This is a genomic window from Dactylosporangium sp. CA-092794 (assembly GCF_050948465.1).
Lineage (GTDB): Bacteria > Actinomycetota > Actinomycetes > Mycobacteriales > Micromonosporaceae > Dactylosporangium.
The window spans coordinates 12,314,118-12,334,054 of record NZ_CP192044.1 but is presented as its reverse complement, the minus strand read 5'-3'; the positions used below and the strand labels follow the sequence as shown (position 1 = coordinate 12,334,054).

Genomic DNA, 19,937 nt, shown 5'->3' with positions numbered 1-19,937 from the left:
CAAGCCCCGAACTGCGGAACTCGGGTTCCTCCACGTTTGTGAAACGCCCTGCACCGGCAAGATGCCCAATGCGCGACCTGGACCGGTCGCCGTGGACGAGATCTGACGGGTCGTGGTGCAGGACCGAGTCAACGGCGAGGTCACCTTTCCCAGCGTCCAGTTCCGATGGCCCCTTGCCATGGCGGTGACCGACGAAGGGGTGCTCGTGATCAGCGCTGGACAGGGCGACACGGCCGGCCTGTACCAATGCCGCATCACGACGTGCGACACACCAATCCGGTTGGCGAGCGGCCGGTTTGACTCTGCGAATCCGCGGCCGGACGGCACGCAAATCATCGCGTTGCCGCAGGGCGCGGGCGAACCGACGTTCCTCGCGCTCGCACGGTGAAGCCTTCGCTCTTCCGGCGGCGCTCACACACCTCGACGACGTCGCCCTTGTGCAGCTTCATCGCAGAGCTTGACCAATCCGATGCGACACGTGGCACGCCGCTTCAATAGGCGCTGACCGGCCAGCGCCGTCCGGTGGCTGCCAACGCCGAAGCCCCTCCAGCGCGCGCAACCAGCGGCAGATGCGGCATAACTCACGTGCTGGTGGTCAAGCGAGCTTGACCACCAGCACATTTGTTCGGTCGTCTACCGGCATGATGCCAATACTCCGTTGACGCCGATCATCGTTGCGCCGAGCAAGGGTGCGAAGGCGCCGTTGGTAGCGGCGGTCGCGATCAACCCGCCGCCGAAGGCCAGGAATCCGCCGAAGCAGGGCCAGTTGCGTTTGATCTTCGTGGCGTGTGGCTGGTATATCGAGCAGCTCTTGCGGGCGCCGCGGTTTTGGGTGCAGGTGATCTCGGAGTCGAGGATCCACCCGCTGCGGAGCCCGGCCCGGCCGAGGCGGTATTCGCGCTCGCGGTCGATGGTCGAGCCCCAGACCGTGCGGGTGACGGTCCGGACCGAGAAGCGGGTCCAGCGGAACCGGATCGTCGTGCAGGTGCGTGAGTACCAGTTTCTGCGGCACGAGTTTCCGTCGAGGTCGGTCTTGTTGACCGGGTCGCCCATGACGTAGTCGTAGTCGTTGGCCGATCCGCCCTCCACCGGGTCGACGGAGAGGAAGCGGCCGAACAGCGGGCTGTACGGACGGTCACCCATTTCCATGATGGACAGTGCACCCGCGTGCTCGTACGGACGCTGGTACTGGCCGAGCCAGCCGAAGTCGAATCGGCCGGGCTGGTTGTCCAGACCGCCGGCTGTCGTCAGCGGTTGCCCGTACGGGTCGTAGGCCTGCACATCGCCGACGGTCAGGCCGCCGTTCTGCACGGTGGCGAACAGATCCCCGCGTACCGTCGGCAGATCCCAGTTGTCCGGCGCCTGGGAGTTCTGCTCGGTCCACACGACGCCACCGGGCAGTACCTGGGTCCAGGTCAGCACGTGGTGGTCGGTGTCGAAGGTGGCGACCGCGGCGTCGCCGTCACCGGCGTATCCGTAGAGCACGGCGTCCTGCTCGTCGCCCTGGCGGGCGTCGCGACGCACGATCCGGTCGGTGGCGTCCCGGACGTAGGACACGTCGGCGGCGCCGGAACCGGTGGTGCTCAGGGAGATGTTGCGGTCGGCCGCGTCGAAGCCGAGGCGCGTGGTCGAGCCGCCGACGGTGTAGGCCGTCGTGTTGCCGTGGTTGTCGTAGGTGAAGCCGGTCGCCGTGGTCGCGCCGGTCGTGGCGAGCAGCCGGTCGGCGTTGTCGTAGCAGTATCCCGTCTCGGCGGTGCCCGCCGTGGTCTGGTCGAGCAGCCGGATCCGGTTGGAGTTGCGGCCCGCGGTCGGCTGCGTCCCGGCCGGGCAGGCGCCCGGTGAGGCGGAGCTGTAGTCATACGTCAGGTGGTGTCCAGTGACGTAGGCCTCGGTCATCCGGCCGGCCGCGTCGTAGACGTAGTTCGGACCGGCTGGATTGGCGTCCACACCGCCCAGCGACTCGTCGGTGACGGTTCCGGCCCGGCTGCGGGTGACGGCAGAGACGATCGTCCGGCCGTCGCTGAGCTTCCAGGTCAGCGAGGTGGTGCGGCCGGCGGCGTCGCGGCCGGTCCCGGTGAGGGCGGCCCGGTTGGAGTAGGTCACGCCGGCCAGTTCGCCACCGGCGTCGTAGGAGGCGGTGGCCTGTGTGACGCCGTCGACCTCGACGGTCACCACCCGGCCCGCGTCGTCGTACGCCGTGGTGGTCACACGCGGTGCGTCGTTGGACAGCGACGGGTCGCTCCAGATCCGCGTGGCTCGTCCGGCCCGGTCGTAGGTGGTGACGGTGTCGGTTCCGTTGGCATCGACGTAGCGCACGACCCGGCCCAGCAGGTCGACCGTGGTGGTCACGGTGCCGTTCTGGTCGGCCACCGAGTTGGTCAGCGGGTCGCCGCCCACGGCGTGGTCACGGGTCACGGTGCGGGCCCCGGCCGAGGGGTTCGCCGGGTACGTCTGCTGAGTGACGCGTCCCCGGGCGTCGTAGCTCAAGCACGACCACTGGTTGGCCGTAGCCTTCGCCACGACCCGTCCGGCGGCGTCGTAAACCTGTTCGTCGACCCGCGCCGGCCCGGTCGCCGGCGTGGTACCGGCAGTCAGCTTCGCCAGGCCGCCCTGATTGACCGACGGGCTGCCGGTGACGCAGGGGTTGGCGCGTGCCTCGCCGTCGCCGTAGTAGCTGTAGCCGGTCTGGGTTCCGGCCGGCAGCGTCCGGCTCGTCTTGCGCAGGTACCCGTTGCCGACCGGCTCGAATCCGAACCCCTGGGTGAGGCCGAGTCCGGCGGGGTCGGCGACGATCGAGGTGGCTTGCCCGTATGCGGGGTCGAGGCCGGTGTAGCGGGTCGCGGACACCCGGTCCGGCACGCCGCCCGACTCCGCCGTCACGGTCGAGGTGGTGAGCCCGTACCGGGGCCGCAGCACGGTGCCCGGCACCTGTTCCTGGAGGCCGCCCGGGGTGGTCCAATGCAGCTCCAGCTGGGCGGTCACGTCGAACTCGTAGTAGTCGAGGCGGATCCGCTTGATCGAGCCGGCCGCGTCGCTGTGCACGGTCGCCTGCCGCCAGGCCGGTGCCGTGTTGCGCCAGTCGTCGATCACGTTGCGGTCGTCGATCCACACCCGTAGCCCGTCGTCGGCGAGGACCCGCAGTGTGTAGTCGCCGGCCTGCGGAAAGACGATCTCGCCGGTGGCGCGTAGCGAGAAGTGATCGGCGGGGATGCCGTCCGCGGGGGCGGCCGTGTCCCAGTTGCGGGCCAGCTTGCCGGTGGCCTCGCCGATGCCGGTGCTGAACACCTTGGGCGCGCCGGTCAGCGAGTCGTTGGCGTAGTAGGCGACGGACAGGCCGTTGATTCCCTCGTCGAAGCCGCTGTGTTCGTGCGGCACGGTGTTCGCGCAGGCGGCCGTGGGCAGTTGGCCGCTGAAACACGACGCCGGGGCCGGACCGTACGTGTCGGTGAGACGGTCGGCCTGGTCGTAGACCTTGGTCGTCATCCGCCCCGCGGGGTCGCTCGAGGTGAGTTCCTGGTCCCGGACGTTCCAGCTCTGGCGAGTGGTCCGGCCGGTGGCGTCGGTCGTGCTCAGGGTACGGTCCGCGTCGTCGAACGTGACCTTGGTGGCGAAGCCCTGCGCCGGGGAGAGCCCGGCGACGTCCACGAAGGTCTGCCGCCCAGCGGGGTCGTAGCGGTAGGTGCGGCCCTGCCGCGGTGTGCCGATCGCCGGTACGGCAGAGGCCACCCCGAGCACCTTTGCCTTGGCGGCGCCGTCGTAGGTGACGATGGCGGTGATGTCGCCCTCGTTGGCCTTCCGGGTGGCCGGGTCGGCGGCGATCCAGTCGCCGGCGCGGGCGTCCCGCAGACCGTTCAGCAGGCCCTGAGCGGTGTAGCCGAAGTCGGTGATCTCGGAGCCCGGGTCCTCGACGCGGCTGAGGTTGCCGCCCACGTACCACAGGCGGGTCTCGCTGCCGTCCCAGTACGTGACGCGGCACAGCATCTGCGACGGGGGAAGCCGGTCGGCGCCGGGCGGCACCGTGGCGCCGCCGTAACAGTCGTCACCGGCTCGGTTGTAGTGCAGCACGTGTGAGCGTCCGGAGACGGGGTCCTTGATCTCCCGGAGCCGCGAGGGCGTGCCGTCGTACAGGTTTTGCAGGGTGGCCGGTTTGCGGGAGTCGGCCACGCTGGTCTGGGCGTCGAGATTCCCGTCCGCGCGGAAGGTGAAGACGTCGGAGCCCTCGGTCAGGGTGACCCGGCCGCCGGTGTCCAGGGCGAGGACGCCGACCTCGCCGTCGGGCGGGCTGTAGCCGCCGGCGCTCGTCTTGGTCCAGGTGTGCTTGGCGCCGGTGCCATCGGTGAGCACGATCGACTGATCGGCGATCTTGGCCTCGGTGTACGCCGAGCCGTCACCGTCCACATCGGACGACAGCACCCAGCCCCGGGAGAGCGCCGGCAGGTCGGCGGAGTACAACCAGTCCGCGGAAACAATCTGGGCCGGTACGGTCACGCCGTCGGCGGTTCGGGTGAACAGCCGCATCTTCGCCGCGCCGGTGGCCTCGGCGAGCTCGACCTTGATCGGCACCCGCTGGCCGGCGGTGAGGTTCACCATCGTCGACTCGGTCCAGTTCACGTCGCTCGGGCCGGAGACGCCGTAGACCTTCGCCCCGTTGATCCACACCGTGGCGCCGTCGTCGTGTACCCCGGCGAACTGGTAGCCGCCGGTGGCGGGCGCCTGGAAATAGCCCTCCCAGCGAACCACGTACCAATCGGCGGACATCGCCGGCGGGAACGGCGATCCGGTGTCCCAGTTGACGTTCACCTGCGGCTCGGTCCGCACGAGGACCGGCTGTTGTGCGTCGTTGATCAGGCCGTTGTGCGACAGGTCCACAAAGTAGGAGGCCTTCAGGCCCTTGAGCTCGGCCTGTTGCGAGTTGTACGTCAGGGACAGCCCGGCCTTGCCCGCGACGGTGCTGAACTCCGGGCCGCTGACCTGGGTCGAGAGGTTGCCGTTGGCGAGGTTGACGGTGAACGGGCCGAGGGTGTCGACCGGCGACGGTCCGCGTGCGCCGATCCGCTGGTCGACCTTGAAGTGGCCCACCCAGGGCGGGGCGGTCGTGCTGATCCCGCTGTACGTGGTCGCCTGCCAGGTGTAGGTACCGCCGTCCTGCAGCACGCCCGCGGGCACGGTCCAGGTCGGACTCGCCAGGCAACCGGAGTCGACGACGACACCGGACCGCGCGTCCGGGCCGGTCGCGACCTTGAAGCAGTACGACGTGGGGTCACCGTCCGGGTCGGTCACCGGGCTGACGGCCAGCGTCGGCGTCAACGTGGTGAGCACGCTGTTGTCGGCCGGGCCGGCCAGATTCGCTGCGGGCGGCGCGGTTCCGGTGTCCACGACGAGTGTGGCGTTGAGGTCCTTGTATGTCCAGGTACCGGCGACCTCGCTGCCGAGCAGCATGAAGTACGAGGGCTGCCGGATGTCCACGACGTGCTTGAGGAACCCGGTGAGCTCCGGCGAGGAGAACGAACCCACGTCACCGACCAGAGCGCTCGCCAGGTGTGCGCCGAGTCCGTTGTAGTCGAGGGCCGACGCGTGGAAGAGGTCGGCGTTCCAGGTCTTCAGCGAGCCGACCACGCTGGTGTTGCGCGTGAGGTCGACCCGGGCGCCGACCACGGTCTTGCCGTACAACGGTGAGAAGTCGAACTGCACCGCGGTCCGGTTGTACGAGTCACCGTTGTTCTGGCTGTTGCCGATGCGCAGACCGCAGTTGCCGCAGACGTAGCCGTCCGACCGGTAGGACTGCGAGTCCAGGACCCCGAAGGAAAACGTGGGATCGACGTGCACGGGATAGACCCGCTTGGGGTCACGCAGCCACGCCGTGTCGACCGACACGGTGAGGACCCAGCCCTCACCCGCACGCTCGAGCCGATAGCCGCCGCCGCTCTGCGCCGGGGCGTGGCTCGCGTCACCGGATGAGTCCCAGGCCTCGACCGGAGGCATGACGAGCTTCAGGACCGACCGGGCGTCGGTGAAGCGAACCGTGCCATCGGCCGCGACGCGCGGGGTCAGCCCAGTCGTCGCCAGCCGGAACCGCCACGTCGCCTGGGCCGGCGGCCGCTTGAGCAGCAGCGTCTCCTTGACCGATCCAGGCGTGACCTCGTAGTCGAGGTCGGTGTCCGGCAGGACGTCGGCGTAGTTCGCCCGGTTGCCCTGGACCCGCGCCGGGCTGGGCGCGGCCTGCTCCAGGCCGAGCGACGCCCGGGCGCCGTCCACCTCGACGGACACTACCGCCGGGTCCGCGGCGCTGCCGGCGACCGACGGCGCCAGCGGCTGCGCCGTGGCCGCCAGCCGTCCCGACGGCGTGCGCCGCAGCGCCGTGTCGACCGGATGCCATCGGCCCTCGGCGTCCGCCACGTTCAGCGGCAGGCTCGACTGCCGAACCGTGCGGGTGCCGTCCGCGTTCGCGTACTCCTCGGAGAACATCGTCCGCGACACCGGCCGCGACGTCTTCGGGTCGAAGTGCCCCGCACCGCCGGACCGGCTGGCCAGCGGCGCGAACTCGGCCTTCACCGGAGCGGCCGACGGCCGCGCGGCACCCTGTCCCGGCAGGAGCGGAACCTCGCGCGCATCGATCGGTGCGGCGCTCGCCCGCTCGCGCGCGCCGACGGGCGGCGCATTGAGCATCGTGAGCCCGAGGACGGCGACCAGCACCGCCGCGAACAGACGCGGACCGCGTTGTCGGAATCGGTGTGACATGTACAACCCCCTGATCGTCACGGAACCGATTCGCCATGCCTAGCCCGTTGCCGTTGTTCACCGCCGGGTGCCTGAACACTGAACGACAATCTCTGAACAATGAGCCAGGGGGAGGCCCTGGCGGCGTGGTCGCGGCGGGACTCCAGCGGACCTCTTCCACCCAAAGCCCGGGAGATCCTCAACGAGGACGGCCATGCACGGACTCGCCCTGTTGCGCGGCAACGGCTACCAGTTCCCCTGGCCCGACCTTGACCAGATCGAGGTGGAGCTCATCAGCTCGATCGCGAGACTCCGCGAGCCCGACTGACCGGTGCCGCCGGCCCTCACGTCCGCGCCGCTGCCGTCGTCGGGGTTCGGACTACGAGTCTTCGACGAGGAAGCACCCGTATCGGCCGTCGGTGGAGACGAACGCGAAGGCCACCGGTGCCGCGCCGAGGTTGAGGTGGAACGGCTTCCAGTTCGCTTCCAGGCGCAGCAGGAGCCGCCATGGGCCGTTCTTGGGCGCGTCTTGCAGTGCCGTCCCGCCGATCTTGTCCTGGTCCAGGGTCTGGAAGTAGCGGTCCCGCTCGGCTGGCGGCAGCGCCAGGTAGGCGTCGTGCGTCAGGTGATCGGGGTCCTCGCCGCGGACCAGGTCGACGGTGTACTCCGCCGGCGACCCATCGCTGTGATAGAGGGTCGGGCCGCTGCTCAGCGGGCTGGTCGGACCGTCGAAGGTGCCGCCGGGCTGGATGAGGACGGCGTTCTCACCACCGTCGGCGAAGATGACGTCCGGATCGAAGTCCTCGACATCCCGGCCGTGGTCGCCGTGGGTGATGAACACGTAGGCCAGGCGACCCGGGCCGGCACCGGCCAGTTCGGGCTCCAACGCGATCTGGCAGACGAAGCGCATCGGCGTGTCCCAGCCCTGGCTGATCGGCCACTGCGGCCCGGTGAGCCAGGTGGGCTGGCCGCCGAACTTGGTCACCGGCTCGGTCACCGGCGCCTGGGCCTGGTGATAGTTCACGATCCGCCACACAGCAACCACGACGGCGACCCTAACCGTGGTCGCCCAATCTCACCAGGCTCAGCCGCCGGTTTGCCGGTAGGACCGGGGGGAAGGACACGGCAATGCGGGTTGTGGTGAACCTCACGCGCTGCCAGGGCTACGCGCAGTGCGCCTTCCTCGCTCCCGAGGTGTTCCGGATGCGCGGCGCCGAGGCGCTGATGTACGACCCGGAGCCCGACAACGCGCAGCGGGAGCGCGTGCTGCGGGCCGCGGCGGCCTGTCCGGTGCAGGCCATCCTGGTCGATCACGTCGACGACAAGGAGGCCGCCGTGGAATCCGCGACGACCGGGCCGGCAGCGGCTGCGAGGCCGGCCGCACCGTTGCGGACGGCCGGGTGGCGACGAACCGGCTGGCAGCCGTCGCCGGACGGGCATGACGCGGCGATCGAGGGGTTGCGCCGGAACGGCCGGCTCGTGATCGTGGGCGCGTCGCTGGCCGGCCTGGCCGCGGCGGCGACGCTGCGCCGGGAGGGCTTCACCGGCTCGCTGACGATGATCGGGGACGAGCCGTACCGGCCGTATGACCGGCCGCCGCTGTCCAAGCAGGTCCTTGACGGGTGGGTGGCCCCTGACCACACCGGGCTGCCCCGCGTCGACGAACTCCACGCGCGGTGGCTGCTCGGCGTGCCCGCCACCGGACTGGACCCGGCCGGCAAGCAGGTACACCTCGGCGACGGCGGCATCATCGACTACGACCGGATACTGATCGCCACCGGTACCCGGGCCCGGCCCTGGTTCAACGCGGACGAGGCCGCCCTCGACGGCGTGTTCGTGCTGCGGACCCGCGACGACGCCGCCGGCCTGCGACACCGGCTGGCCGGACGGCCCGGCCGGGTGCTCGTCATCGGCGGCGGGTTCACCGGCTCGGAGGTCGCCTCGGCCTGCCGGGACCGGGACCTGGCGGTCACGCTTGTGGAGCGGGGGCCCACGCCCCTGGCCGGCGCGCTGGGCGGGGTGATCGGCGCGGTGGCCGCCGACCTGCAGCGTGAGCACGGCGTCGACCTGCGCTGCGGGGTCACCGTCACGCGGCTGGAGGGTGACACCGCCGGGCGGCTTCGCCGCGCCCACCTGTCCGACGGCAGCATCGTGGACGCGGAGGTGGCCGTGGTGGCGCTGGGCGCGGTCCGCAACACCGAATGGCTGCGCGGCTGCGGCCTGGCCGTCGGCGACTGGGGGGTGGGCTGCGACGCCGGCTGCCGGGTGTTCGACGCGGCCGGCGTGGTCACCGACGACGTGTTCGTCGCCGGTGACGTGGCCCGCTTCCCGCACCCGCTGTACGACTACCAGTTCCTGGCCCTGGAGCACTGGGGCAACGCCGTCGCACAGGCCCAGGTCGCCGCCCACAACATGATCAGCGCCCCGGCCGAGCGGTGGCCGCACCTGGCCGTTCCGGTGTTCTGGTCCGCGCAGTTCGGCACCAACATCAAATCCGTCGGGGTACCGACCCTCGCCGACCAGGTCGTCATCGCCCAGGGTTCGGTCGCACAGCGCCGGTTCGTGGCCGCCTACGGCTATCAGGGCCGCCTCACCGCCGCGGTCGGGTTCGACCAGGGCAAGTGGCTGGAGTCGTACGAGGGCCTGATCGAGGCCGGTGCGCCGTTCCCGCCCGATCTTCGCGGGGTCGACGAGCCGACCGACGCGCAGCCGGCCGCGGCGCAGATCCCGGACCACCGCACCCGCGACCGTCACGCCACCGTCGCGGTGACCGGCCACGACCCCAGCGAGCGCCGCGCCGAGCTGATCTACCACCACTGACGTGCCGGCCGGCGACCGAGACGGCGACCCGCGAACGCGTTCGAGGCTGAGCGGGAGCGAGCCCAACAGGTCAGGTCCAGCGCTCCGCGAGCCATCGGCCGGCCGCGTCATTTTCCAGGATGAGCGAGGCGACGCGGGCATGGGGCGGCTCAAAGAATTCCCTGACGCGGGGCAGCGGCACGAGCACTTTTGTGTGCCCGATCGGATTCGTCGTGTCGAGTGCCGGCATGCCGAAACTCCGCTGGCTCTGCTCGCTGCGAAAGGCCACGAAGTAGTCCTCCTGGCGCTGCTGAACTGCCCGGTAGACGAGTGCCACGCGGGCGTCGGGCGCCGGATTGATCGATGGCAGCCGCCAGCGTGGCCGGTGCGGATCGTCCCGGACGGCGAGGACGTAGGCGTTCTCCACCAGGATCAACGCCACCGTGTGGATTCGTGTCGCCGGCCGGCTCCGGAAGCCGAGAATGCCCGGCAGCGACCAGGGAAGCTCGGCGGCGTCCGACCGGGACAGCTGCAGCGGCCACGAACGCGCCGGCGGTGGTTCGGCCTGCGTCGCCGGCGCCGGCATCGGTGGTGCGAGCAGCTCGGCGAAGACCCAGGGATCGGGCCGATCGAGTGCCGCGGGTTCGGCGACGTCGTCGGCGGCGAGGTGTGACAACGCGGTGAGTTTCACCCGGGCAGCGGCCGGCCAGCCGACGGCCAGCACGAACGGCGCAGCGGCCGACCGGCTGCGACGCCACAGGTCGGCCGCCGCCGCGGCCGGGTAGGCGTGAACCCGGCCCGGTTCGGCGTCGGGCCATGCCTGGGAGTCCGCAGGGTGCAGCGGACCGGAGGGCCAGGGCGGCGGTTCCGGGGTCGTCCGCGGGGGGTCACGCAGTTCCGAAGCGGACGCGCCCCACACGTCGCGCAACCATCGCTCGTACACCTGGCCGGCCCACGTGCGGTACTGGCCGGCCAGCTCGGGCAGGCCGGGCGGTTGCGCGGTGTCGTCGGCCACCCAGCCGACGAACGTGAACAAGGGCCGGCCCTGGCTCTCGGCATGCATCGAGTCACTGAGCAGGCTGGCGCGGCAGGCCACCCCGACGGCGCGCCGCTGGTGCAGCCTGGCGTGGACGAACCGCGGTCTGTCGAGGTCGCTGCCGCTGGCCAGCACCGCCGAAACCACCTCACCCACCCAACCGTTCGGGTCGAGGTCTTCCGGCACGGCGCGCCACCACTGATCGGCCCGGAACGTCCGGCCGTAGACCAGCGGCGCCCAGCCCGGGCCGCCGCCGGTCATCGGCGTTGTCCGCTGCGCAGGATGACGCACGAGTTCAGATCGGCGGTGAGCCGCTTGGCCTGGTGCTGCATGCGCAGCAGGTCATTGCGCAGGCGCTGCTGTTCGGCGACGATGTGCTGCTGCTCGGAGTTGAGCCGGCCGATGCGGCCTTGGTTGAACAGACCGCCGAAGCGGCTGCGCATCACGGCGATCTCCTGCACGTTGTTGGCTTGCTGCCGCGAAATCGTCTCCAGGAACAGATTCGTCTCGTCGATGCGTGCCGCGAGGTACTCGGTGAAGGTGAAGATGAACGGGTACTCGAAACCGATCGGGTGCAGCGACTCCACCTGCACCCGATCGGTCGGCTGCGCGCCGAGCACACCGAGCTGCACCGGATTGACCATGGTCTTCACCCCGTGCGCGATGGTCACCGGCACGAGCTCAGCGAGCCGGTCGGCGACGAAGGCCAGCGCGATCTGTGGAGCGAGGCCCGTGATCTCCGGCAGGGTGTCCTGTTTGGTGATGACCACAACGATCGAGGGCGGCGGGTGGCCCGCCTCGGCGCGGGCGTTGAACGCGGTCTGCAGGAGGTTGGTCATGTCCTCGACGCGCAGATTCCGCCGCTGACCGTAGAGATTGGGCGGCGGCCCGCCGGCGACGTGAGCCTGGAGGTGAGCGCGGATCCACTCGCCGAGAACCCGGCCGTCCAGCACCAGGTAGACACTGTGCGACACCTTGAGCCGCTCGATGAGTGCGGCGGCGTCGGCCTTCGTCTCGTCATCGCGGATCGCACCGCCACGGTAGTCCAGCCAGTCGACCACCAGCAGGGTCTCGAGGTCGCGCAGAAACGAGAACTCGTACGACACCATGGCACGCTCGTCGTTGGCCACCGGTAGCGTGCCGTTCTCCCAGAGCGCGTCCCAGCTGTCCATCAATTGGATGTGCTGTTTGTTGGGCGCGTGGACACGGTAGCCGTGGCGGCCGGAGACCAGGTTGGCATACATGCCGAGAACGAACGTCGTCTTGCCGGACCCGGAAGCGCCGAGCATCGTCACGACAAGTTTCGGATGGCCGGTGCGCTCGGGGCCGGAAAGGGTCGGCAGATTCGGAAGGTTCACAGGGGGCTCCTGATGGTGGTCGCGTGTGTATGGACGGCCCGGATCAGGGGATGCTCGTCGGCCAGCTCGACGAGGCGTTCGACAAGCAGCGGCTGCAGCTCGTTCAGCGCGATCAGTTCGGCCCACTCGGCCTGCCGGGCCGCGTGATACGGCGGTGCCGCGGCCGGGACGCGGAGTGCGCGGGACAGCTCGCGAGCGCGGCTGAGCAGTCCGAGCGTCAGGACCCACAGCAACGGGCCGGCGAATCCCACCGGCTGCGGGCCGACCGCCGCGAAGCTGGTCCGCAACTGGATGCTCGGATCTCTGCGGGCGCTGGCCACCAGCGACCTGAACGGTTCGAGCAGCTGTGCGGTCACCTGTGGCCGGGTCAGGTCCACCGCGTCGGTCTTGGTGACCACGACGGCGGCCGCTGTCGGCCGGCCCGCCCGATAGGTGGCCGCGCGCAGCAGTGCCGCCACGATGTCGTTGATGTTTCGGGGGGTACGGCGAGCGTCGAGCAGTTCGGTGGCGTCGGCGAAGAGCAGCAGCCCATCGGCCGATGCCAGTGCGCGGTCGAAGCTCGCCGCTTGAGCGGTGCCGGGTTCGCGCAGAACGGCGCCGCTGAAGTCCTGGCATCGAAACCGCCACCGGCCGGCGTTGTCCGCCGTCAGCAGCAGGTCCAGCACCACATCGGGACCACCCCGCGCCGGGTACGTTCCGCGTTCGCGGATCTCCCTCGTGACGTATCGCACCCATCGGCCCGTCTCGCTGCGGGCCGCCGTCACCCGTACCGGGAAGCGGTGGTCACCGAGCGCCGCGAGCGCCAGGCACAGAAACGTGGTCCGGCCCACCCCTGACGGCCCGATCAGCAAGACATTCATCGCGGGATCGCCTGCGCGGCCGCGGCGGCGGCCTGGAACCGATCGGCGGCGTCCCGCACCCTCCGGCCGGCCTCGCGGACCTCGTCGAGCAACAGCCCGGTCGCCGGTCCGCCGGCGTCGACAAGGTCCGGCCACAGCTCGGCGCGCACCGGCGCGCAGAGCTCGTCGTAGTCCTGCTCGATGTCGTCGGCCCGGCCGGCGGCGTCCAGGAACCGGTCCGCGGCCGCCGCGAGCACGGTGGCGATCGTCGCCGCCTCGGCGTCGAGTGCGGTGGTCATCTGATCGATGCGCGCCAGGACCATGGCTTGCAACTCGTCGTACAGATCCTCGACACTGTTGAGCACTCGCGGCACCGGGGACACCGGCCCGGGCTGGGTCGGGATCGGCGCCTCTGAGCGGTAACCCGTGACCGTTGCCGTATCGGGTGCCGGCCCACGTGCGACACCGCGCCCGACGGTGCCGAGCAGCTTGGTCGCGACCTCGTTGAGGTCGACGCGACCGACATCGACGGTGGCGCCGATCGGCCCGGCGCCCATGCCGAACCCGATCGTCACGCCGGGACCGTGCCCGGCGGGTCCCGCGATCGCGGAGTTGCGCCAGTCGATGGTACGGATGAGCGGCCGGGTGACCCGCAGCACGATACTGCCGTAAGCGACCTTGACGGCAGCGAGATCGGCCAGCGCGACGGCCAGCTGGTTCGCCCGCTGCTTCCGGGCCGTCACAGCCAGGGACTCCAAGGGGGTACGACCGTTCGACGCCTCGGCCGGCACCAGGGTGCTGCCGAGGTTCGTGCGCAGGACCGTGGCCACGTCACGCCACAGGCGCTGGATCGAGCTCTCCAGCCCGACGTCGATGGCATCGCAATGCTCCGTGAGCGCGAGCCGGACCCGGACGAACTCGTCCTGTACCGTCTCCAGATCCCGCGGACTGAACGCTTCTCTGCGCGCCTGCAACCAGCCTTCGCGCGAGCCGTAGCCGAGGCCGTTCATGGCCCAGGTGCGCATACCTTCCCGGGCGGTCGTGATCGCCTTGTGCATCCGAGGATCGGCTTTGCCGGCCGACACCACGCTGTCGTACTCGTCGACGACCTGCTTGAGCCCGCTCGCGATCCGGTTGCTCAGTTCCTTGGCTCGCCGCAGGGACTCCCACTTCTCCAGCGGCAACACCGAGCGGATCCGGTCGGCCAGCTCATCGGCCCGCTCGATCACGGCGGCGGCATCGGCGAGCACGGCGTCGGCCTCGGCCACCGCGCCGGTGACGGTCGCCGCGTCCATGGCCGCGAGCCGGCGGGCAAGGTGCTGCAGCACCGGCTCGAGCAGCCGCGAGGCCACCGCGCCGCCGTCGGCGTTGTTGATCCGATAGCGGGGGATGTCGCCGAGCTCGGGGTCCTGAGCCAGGTCAGCCATGACGCTGTCGACGTATTGCTGGTCGGCGGGGGCGCCGTCATCGTTCACCACGACGGTGAGGAAGTCCGTCAGCCGGACACCCAGCCGTGCCTTGTCCGCGAGCTGGATGACCTGCCGCGTCGGGGCGAAGTCGCGCACGAAGCCCTGACTCTTCACCGGCCGGATCACCATCATGAACAGATCGACCTCGTGCCGCAACGGCTCGAGGAACCGTTTCTCCACGTCGAGGCTGGCCTCGCCGGCGCCGGGCAGGTCGATCAGGCCGAGCCGCACGCTGTCGACATGCGCGAACGGCGTCCTGATCACCACGTCGCGCACCGCGAGGTACGGCCGGTCGCGGGACTGGTCGTCGGCCGGGCGCGAGACGAGCGAGGCGAGCCGGTTCAGCGGCTCCACCGCCACGGTGCCGGGCCCGGAGAGCAGTCCGCGGTAGCTGCCGACGGACTCCTGGGCCTGCAGCAGCCGCTGCACGGCGACACTCGCCCCGGACGGCAGCCCGCGCTGCTCCGGGTACCGGACCCGGAGCCATGCATCGATCAGGTGCGGAACCTCGCCGAGCGCCACCCCGCCGACCGCCGCCTCGCGGTACAGCGGGACGAGCACATCGGCTCGGAACGAATCCCAGTCGTATGTCCGGACCTCGGCCCGTGTTCCGGAACGGTCGTGGTAGATCCGGCTCGACGCGGCCGTCGTCGGTTTGATGGCCCGGGCCGGGAGCACATTGTCGTCATCAAGGCCGGTGATCGAGCGCAGCAGGGTGGTCTTGCCGGCCTTCGTGAGGCCGATGACGCCCAGGTTCACCGTATCGCGGTGCGCCCGCGCCACGACCGCCGTGATGCGTAAGTCAATGGCAGCCATGCGTGGGTGCAGTGACCCGCCGGGCCCGAACGCCTCCTGCAGCACCGTGCGAAGCTCGGCCGCGGTCTGCTGGGTGGCCCCCGGCAGACCCGTCCGCGCGGCGGCGGCTTCGACGGCCGGCGCGCTCGTCGCCAACTGGTCTGCGGCGGAACGGATCACCGCCCAAAGTTCGGCCAGCCGGGTCACCGTGCCGATCTGCGCGTGGCGGGCATCGAGCGCGGCCTCGATGCTGCGTTCGATCGCGCTGCTCAACGGTCGCGCTCGGCAGTTGTGGGCATGCTTGGAATCCCTTCACCAGCAGTCCGAACAGCGAAGTGACACCAAGTAGTCTTGCGTTTACGCAAAGGCTGCGGCAATCGGCTGAAGTGCTATCCACGGCACCCTTTTGTCAGCGATTCTCGGCTGTAACTCCGCATCAGTCCGGGAATTCCGGCGGTCAGTGGACGGTCTCGCGCGCGGCCTTCTCGATGAAGGACACGGTCGTGCCGGGATGCGAGATGAACACCAGGTGCGAGGCGCCGTCGACCACCTGCACCTTGGCGTGCGCGCGCTTGGCCATGAACGCCTGTGCCTCCGGCGGGATGATTTTGTCGGCGCCGCTGATGAGGTTGTAGTTCGGGATCGTGTGCCACGCCTGCGGGCCGGCCGCGGGCTCGCCGAGCGCGGCGCCGGTGGCCGGGCGCTGCGCGATCGCGTAGAGCGCGGCGTCCTTGGCGGGCACGTCGGCGGCGAAGTTGGCGTGGTACACCTTCGGGTCGATGTAGAGGTCGACCTGGCCGTCGGGGAGCGGTACCGGCTTCAGGGACACCCCGACGGTGCTGCCGGGGAACTTGCCGGCCAGGTCCTGAGCGCTCTCGCCCGTTTCCGGCACGAAGGCCGCCAGGTAGACCAGCGCCTTCACGTCCGGGTTCCCGGTGGCGGCCGTGGAGATGACCGCTCCGCCGTACGAGTGGCCGACCAGCACGACGGGACCCTCGATGCTGTCCAGCAGCGCCCGGACCTGTGCCGCGTCGGAGGTGAGCCCCCGCAGCGGGTTCGGCGCGGCGACCACCGGGTAGCCGTCGGCCAGGAGGCGCTGGGTGACCGCGGCGAAGCCGCTGCTGTCGGCGAATGCGCCGTGCACGAGCACGATCGTCGGCCGCTTCGCCGGGTGACCACCCGGGTGTGCGCTGCCCGCGGTCATGGGCAGCAGCATCAGACCCGCGGCTGCGGCGAGTACCCCTGTATATCCAATTTTGCGTAGCACTGAAAACCTCCGGATGACGGCGTCTTGACGGGCTGACGGTGGAAGGGGGGTTGTTGACAGGCGCTGGACTCGCGCCTTTCGGTTGAAGGCCATCGGGTGCCTCAGGCGTGCCCGGCCAGGCCGCTGCCGGCCGGTTCCAGGCGGGCGGACGGTGCGGTGTCCGGGCGCCGGCAGACATAGACCAGGGCGGGCGGAACGTTGGCCCACACGGTCCGGCTGATCATGACCTCGTCGAACCGCGACCGCAGGGAGCGCAGCAGCCGCCGGGCCGGCGGCGCCCACCGGGTCTGCACGTAGGCGAACGTGGTGAACACGCCGTGCGGCGGCAGGGCCGCGAGCACCGCGGACAGGACGTCGCGCTGCCGGCCCGCGGCGAACGCCGCCCAGGGCAGGCCGCTGACCACGACGTCGGCCCGGCTGATCCCCCGCGCCGCCAGCACCGTGCCCAGGTCCGCCGCGTCCGCCTGAACGACGTCGACGGCCGGGTACCGAGCGGCCAGTCGCTCGGCGAACCGGGGGATGACCTCGACGGCGATGTGCTGGCCGCGGCCCGCGAGGCGCCGCTGCACGACCTCGGTGAACGCGCCGGTGCCCGGGCCGAGCTCGACGACGACCGGAGCACCCGTGCGCGGCACCGCCGCGGTGACGACCTCGGCCAAGGCGAGGCTGCTGGGCGCCACCGCGGCGACCGTCAGGGGATTGCGCACGAACTCGAGAAAGAACGACACGGGCTCAGTTGCGGGCCGTGACGTGTCTGGAGACCGCATACACGGCCCAGATGTGCGATGCCATCCCGATGCCCCAGCCGACGATCGACCACAGCGGCCAGAAGAACTGGTCGGGCGTGAACACCCACCACACCACGACCTGGATCAGGTTGACGAGCACGTAGAACACGAGATGGATCCGCATGCCCCGCTTGTAGTGCTCGAAACTCCGGGGATATTGAGAATTCATGAGGGGAAGCTAGGCCGGCGCACTGGACCGATCGTGAACGCGGGCATTCACAAATCGTCAACTCATCGTCAAGTGGGGTCGCTCTACCGTCGCCGCTATGCAGGAAGCAGTCGACGTCGTCGTCATCGGGTCGGGCATGGGCGGTCTCGCGGCCGCCCGCACGATCGCGCAGTTCGGCGGGAAACGGGTCCTCGTCCTGGAGCAGCACTACACCGTCGGCGGGATGACGCACGAGTTCGCCCGCGAGGGGAAGTACCAGTTCGGGACCGGGCTGCACTACATCAGCGCGAACGCCGGGCCCTTCCTCGAGTACCTGACGGATGGGCGGGTCCAGCTCTCGCCGCTGCCGGACGACTACGACGTGCTGCATTTCCCGGGATTCGACTTCGCCGTCCCGGCCACGAAGGAACGGTTCCGGGCGCGTCTCGTGGAAGCGTTTCCCGGCGAGGCCGGCGCGATCGACCGGTTCTTCACCGAAACGCGCCGGGCCATGGCCGGACTCGCCGCGCGCAATGTCTGCTCCTCGTTGCCCGCCGCCCTGCGGACCCTGGGCTTTCCGCTCGTGGAACGGCTGTTCCCGGTGGCGTACCGATCGCTTTCGGACCAGGTCTCGCGCAGCTTCCGGGATCCGCGGCTGCGGGCGGTCATGGCGGCGCGGTGGGGGCTCTACGGAACACCGCCCGGGTCGAGTGCCTTCGGCTATCACGCCGCGGTCCCGCTGACCTTCTTCATGGACGGTACCGCGCACCCCGTGGGCGGCCCGCGGGAGATCAGCCAGATCGTCGTGGAGATCCTCGGGCGCTACGGCGTCGAGGTGCGCGCCCGCCAGCGGGTGGACCGGATCGTCGTCGAGCGGGGCCGGGTGACCGGCGTCGACGTCGAGGACGGCGCCACCGGGCGGCGCTACCGGGTGCGGGCCCCGGCCGTGGTCTCGGCAGCGGGCGTCCGCAACGCGTACACGCTGCTCGGACCGGAAGCCAAGCCCGGGTGGCGGCGGGAGCTGGCGAGCCTGCCGGCCGAGCCCTCCGCGGTCATGCTGTTCCTCGGCCTGGACCGGTCACCGGCCGTCTTCGGCGCGCGCGGCGAGAACCACTGGTTCATGCCGGACCTCGACGATCACGGCGGTTCGGGCCGGCCGCCCGGCGAGGGCACGCTGTACGTCTCGTTCGCGTCCCTGAACAACCCGGCCGCCCGCTTCCACACCGTCGAGGTGCTGGAGCTCGTCGATCCGAAGCTGGTCGACCGGTGGCGCGGGACGTCCATCGAGGACCGGCCGGAGGAGTACCGCAGGCTCAAGGACGAGCTGGCCGGACGGCTGATCGACCGGCTGGACAAGCAATGGCCCGGCTTCCGGGAGACCATCGCGTTCGCCGAGCTCGCGACGCCGCTGTCGTTCGAGACGTACCAGCACAGCGTGCGGGGTTCCTTCTACGGGCTCTCGGCGACCCCGGGCCGGATGCGATCAGCGTTGGCGGGTGCCCGTACCTCCGTCAAGGGTTTGGTCATCGCCGGACAGGACGCCTGGGGCTCCGGCGTGGTCGGGGCGCTGGCCGGCGGGCTCATGGCGGCGAACGCGGTGCTGCGGCCGAGGCAGATGTCGGCGATGTGGCGGACGGTCCGCGCCGGCGGCCCGGCCCGCGACGAGAGCACTCCCTGGCGAGGGTACCTGCGCGTCGCCGGGATCGAGACGCTGAGCCCGACCGTCCGCCGGTTCCGCCTCGAGCCGCTCGGCGGGGGCGCGCTGCCGTTCTCGTTCACGGCCGGCCAGTACCTCAAGGTCGACCTGCCGGTGGCGGTCGAGCCGATCGAGCGCTCCTACTCGATCTGCAGCGGGCCGGGCGCGGGCGACTTCGTCGAGATCGCGGTGAAGCGGGAGCCGCGCGGCCTCGGTTCGGCCTTCCTGCACGACGAGCTGGTGGCCGGGCAGGCGCTGCGGGTGACCGGCCCGCTCGGCGAGTTCACCTGGGATCCGGTGCGCGACCACGGCTCCGGTTCGCTGCTGCTGATCGCCGGCGGCGTCGGGATCACCCCGCTCATGGGCGTCCTGGCCGCGGCCGACGGCGCCGGCCATCGCGGGCGGATCGTACTGCTGGCCGGCTTCCGCAGCGAGGACGAGGTCCTGTTCCGGCCGGACATCGCGGCCTTGCGGACCCGCCTGCCCGGGCTGGAGGTGCGGATCCTCGCCGGCCGGCGCATCGATGCCGAGGCGCTGCGCCCGTACGCCGGCGCCGCCGGCCGCGTCCACCTGTGCGGACCGGCGGCGATGATGCAGGACGTGATCGGTCTGCTGACCGCGTTGGGGGTGCCGCGGGAGGTCGTACACACGGAGGCTTTTGTATCGGAACGCAGCCGGCAGACTCGCCGGGAGCGCGCGCACGCCATCGCCGTCGCCGCCGCGGCGGCGGGCACCACCCAGTTCACGATCGGCACCCGGGACGGCCAGGCGTTCGCCTGCCGGCCCGGGCAGACGGTCCTCGACGCGGGCAACGCCGCCGGCGTCTCGCTGCCGCAGTCGTGCGGGGAGGGCGCCTGCGGCACGTGCCGGATCCAAGTCGTTTCCGGCACCTACGAGACGGACCCACGGGGAATGTTCTCCGCCGAGGAGCTCGACGCCGGCTGGCGGCTGGCCTGCCAGACCCTGCCCCGGGAGGACCTCATGATCGCCCGGTAGGACGGCTTCAGCGCCCAGCGCCGCATGAC

The 19,937-nt window shown here is 70.8% G+C and carries 12 protein-coding genes; 3 read left to right on the top strand and 9 right to left on the bottom strand.

Annotated features, from left to right (window positions below; translation table 11 throughout):
• Positions 1–112: 112 nt before the first annotated feature.
• Positions 113–388, top strand: coding sequence for a hypothetical protein (locus tag ACQPXD_RS53460; protein ID WP_432832453.1), 276 nt, complete (start codon positions 113–115; stop codon positions 386–388).
• A gap of 245 nt (positions 389–633) precedes the next feature.
• Here the strand turns inward: ACQPXD_RS53460 and ACQPXD_RS53455 are convergent, their stop codons facing one another.
• Positions 634–6,693 (bottom strand): PA14 domain-containing protein, encoded by a 6,060-nt coding sequence (locus tag ACQPXD_RS53455; protein WP_432832451.1) that lies wholly within the window; start codon positions 6,691–6,693, stop codon positions 634–636.
• A 403-nt stretch (positions 6,694–7,096) separates the two neighbouring features.
• Positions 7,097–7,762, bottom strand: a complete 666-nt coding sequence (locus ACQPXD_RS53450; protein WP_432832449.1) for a hypothetical protein — start codon at positions 7,760–7,762, stop codon at positions 7,097–7,099.
• A gap of 83 nt (positions 7,763–7,845) precedes the next feature.
• On the opposite strand from ACQPXD_RS53450, the gene ACQPXD_RS53445 reads away from it, so the two are divergent.
• Positions 7,846–9,537 (top strand): FAD-dependent oxidoreductase, encoded by a 1,692-nt coding sequence (locus ACQPXD_RS53445; protein WP_432832447.1) that lies wholly within the window; start codon positions 7,846–7,848, stop codon positions 9,535–9,537.
• A 70-nt stretch (positions 9,538–9,607) separates the two neighbouring features.
• Here ACQPXD_RS53445 and ACQPXD_RS53440 read toward each other — a convergent pair whose 3' ends face one another.
• The 7 genes from ACQPXD_RS53440 to ACQPXD_RS53410 all read right to left on the bottom strand — a co-directional run bounded on the left by ACQPXD_RS53440 (position 9,608) and on the right by ACQPXD_RS53410 (position 17,237).
• Entirely contained in the window at positions 9,608–10,738 is a 1,131-nt protein-coding gene (locus ACQPXD_RS53440) for a hypothetical protein (RefSeq protein ID WP_432832445.1), read from the bottom strand.
• Positions 10,739–10,809: 71 nt separating this feature from the next.
• On the bottom strand, positions 10,810–11,847 hold the full coding sequence (locus tag ACQPXD_RS53435; RefSeq protein WP_432832443.1) for a hypothetical protein: 1,038 nt from the start codon (positions 11,845–11,847) through the stop codon (positions 10,810–10,812).
• 59 nt (positions 11,848–11,906) lie between these two features.
• Positions 11,907–12,770, bottom strand: a complete 864-nt coding sequence (locus ACQPXD_RS53430; RefSeq protein WP_432832441.1) for a TRAFAC clade GTPase domain-containing protein — start codon at positions 12,768–12,770, stop codon at positions 11,907–11,909.
• Positions 12,767–15,286: a hypothetical protein gene (locus ACQPXD_RS53425; RefSeq protein WP_432832439.1), complete on the bottom strand. Its 2,520-nt coding sequence runs from the start codon at positions 15,284–15,286 to the stop codon at positions 12,767–12,769. The genes ACQPXD_RS53430 and ACQPXD_RS53425 overlap by 4 nt, the downstream gene beginning before the upstream one ends.
• A 184-nt stretch (positions 15,287–15,470) precedes the next feature.
• Positions 15,471–16,217, bottom strand: coding sequence for an alpha/beta fold hydrolase (locus ACQPXD_RS53420; protein ID WP_432832437.1), 747 nt, complete (start codon positions 16,215–16,217; stop codon positions 15,471–15,473).
• A gap of 164 nt (positions 16,218–16,381) precedes the next feature.
• Positions 16,382–17,008 carry a class I SAM-dependent methyltransferase gene (locus ACQPXD_RS53415; RefSeq protein ID WP_432832435.1) on the bottom strand — a complete coding sequence of 209 codons (627 nt, stop codon included), beginning with the start codon at positions 17,006–17,008 and terminating at the stop codon, positions 16,382–16,384.
• A 4-nt stretch (positions 17,009–17,012) separates the two neighbouring features.
• Entirely contained in the window at positions 17,013–17,237 is a 225-nt protein-coding gene (locus ACQPXD_RS53410; protein WP_432832433.1) for a 2TM domain-containing protein, read from the bottom strand.
• 97 nt (positions 17,238–17,334) lie between these two features.
• On the opposite strand from ACQPXD_RS53410, the gene ACQPXD_RS53405 reads away from it, so the two are divergent.
• Positions 17,335–19,908 carry an FAD-dependent oxidoreductase gene (locus ACQPXD_RS53405; protein ID WP_432832431.1) on the top strand — a complete coding sequence of 858 codons (2,574 nt, stop codon included), beginning with the start codon at positions 17,335–17,337 and terminating at the stop codon, positions 19,906–19,908.
• The last annotated feature ends 29 nt before the right edge of the window (positions 19,909–19,937 follow it).